Origin of the sequence: Streptomyces sp. 15-116A (genome assembly GCF_025290915.1) — a bacterium.
Classification (GTDB): domain Bacteria; phylum Actinomycetota; class Actinomycetes; order Streptomycetales; family Streptomycetaceae; genus Streptomyces.
The window spans coordinates 1-1,788 of the sequence record NZ_JAOCQE010000512.1 but is presented as its reverse complement, the minus strand read 5'-3'; the positions used below and the strand labels follow the sequence as shown (position 1 = coordinate 1,788).

Below are 1,788 nucleotides of genomic sequence, written 5' to 3'. Positions count from 1 at the left end.
CCTCGGGCGCGGCCCGGCGGCGGTCGCGGCGCTCCTCGGCATCCTCAAGGCCGGCGCCCACTACGTGCCCGTCGACCAGGCCGCGCCCCCCGAGCGCACCAAGACCGTCCTCGCCGGCGCGGGCGTCCGGCACGCCCTGGTCGACGACACGGCACAGCTGCCCGTGCCGCTGGAGCTCGTCCCGGCCGGTTCGGCCGCCCCGGTGCGCGAGGTGCCGTCCCTGACGCCGACGTCGGCCCCCGCCGACCTGGCCTATGTGCTGTACACGTCCGGCAGCAGCGGCGTCCCCAAGGGCGTGATGATCGAGCACCGCTCGGTCACCCACTTCTCCCGGACCATCGCGCGGGCGTACGAGATCGGCGCGGGCGACCGGGTGCTGCACTTCGCCCCGCTCACCTTCGACGTGTCCGTCTTCGAGGTGTTCACGACGCTGCTGGCCGGCGCGGAACTGGTCATCGCCACGGACGACGAGCGCCGCGACCCGGCCCTGCTGCAGGCCCGGTTGCGCGAGGACGCGGTGACCGTGGCGGAGCTGCCGCCCGCGCTGCTGCCGCTGCTCGACGCGGCCCGGCTGCCGGACCTGCGGCTGGTGTCGGTCGGTGGCGAGGCGTTCCCCGGCAAGCTGGTCGCCGAGTGGACGGCGGGCGAGCGCCGGTTCGTCAACGGCTACGGCCCCACCGAGGCCACCGTCGCCGTCACGCTCATGGACTGCACGGGCGCCTACGACCGCAATCCGCCGATCGGCCGCCCCATGCCCGGCCACCAGGCGTTCGTCCTCGACGAGCGGCTGCGTCCGGTACCGCCCGGGGTGCCCGCCGAACTGTGCGTCGCGGGCCCCGGTGTCGCCCGCGGCTACCTGGGCCGGCCCGACCTGACCGCCGAACGGTTCGTCACCAACCCGTACGCCGACGGCCCCGAGACCGAGCGGCTCTACCGCACCGGAGACCTGGTGCGCTGGCTGCCGGGCGGGAACCTGGAGTTCCTCGGCCGCACCGACCGCCAGCTCAAGCTGCGCGGGCACCGCATCGAACCGGGCGAGGTCGAGGCCGTCCTCCTCGGGCACCCCTCGGTGCAGCAGGCCGTCGCCGTCGCCCAGCCCGCCGCGGGCGGCGAGCGGATGCTCGTCGGGTACGTCACCGTCGAACAGGTCGGGGCGTACGCCTCCGAGGTCGCCGACGCCGAGGGCCTGCGGGCCTACGCCGCCGCCCGGCTCCCCGGATACATGGTGCCGGTCGTGGTCGTCCTGGACGAACTGCCGATCACCCCGCACGGCAAGGTCGACACCGCGGCGCTGCCGCTGCCCGTCGACCAGGCCGGCGACGGCACGGCTCCCCGGGACGCCGTCGAGGAACAGATCTGCCGCGACATCCTCACCCCTCTACTGGAGTGGCAGAGCCCCGACGTCGAGGGCGACTTCTTCGCCCTGGGCGGCAGTTCGCTCCAGGCCACCATCGTGGTGTCCCGGGTCCGGGCCGTGTTCGGCATCGACATCGCGCTCGCCGACTTCTTCGGGCGGCCCACGGTCGCCGGTCTCGCCGACCTGGTGCGCACCGCGCAGGCCGAGGCGGCCGGCGAGCAGGACCGGCTGCTCGCGGTCTTCGACCAGATCGAGAACATGAGCGACGACGAGGCCGCCGCGCTGCTCAGCTCCCTGCAGAACCCGGACGGCCCCTGATGGCCACGCCGGCCGGCACCGACGCGGAGCGGGCGCTCGCCGCGCTGCCGCGGGCCAAGCGGGAACTGGCCAGGATGCTGCTGGCCGCCCGGCAGCCCTGCCCCGCCCGCCCG

The 1,788-nt window shown here is 75.2% G+C and carries 1 protein-coding gene; it reads left to right on the top strand.

The window, feature by feature from the left end; all coding sequences use genetic code 11:
• On the top strand, positions 1–1,675 hold a 1,675-nt coding region (locus tag N4P33_RS34995), incomplete at its 5' end, for a non-ribosomal peptide synthetase (protein ID WP_260830939.1).
• Between the last annotated feature and the right edge of the window lie 113 nt (positions 1,676–1,788).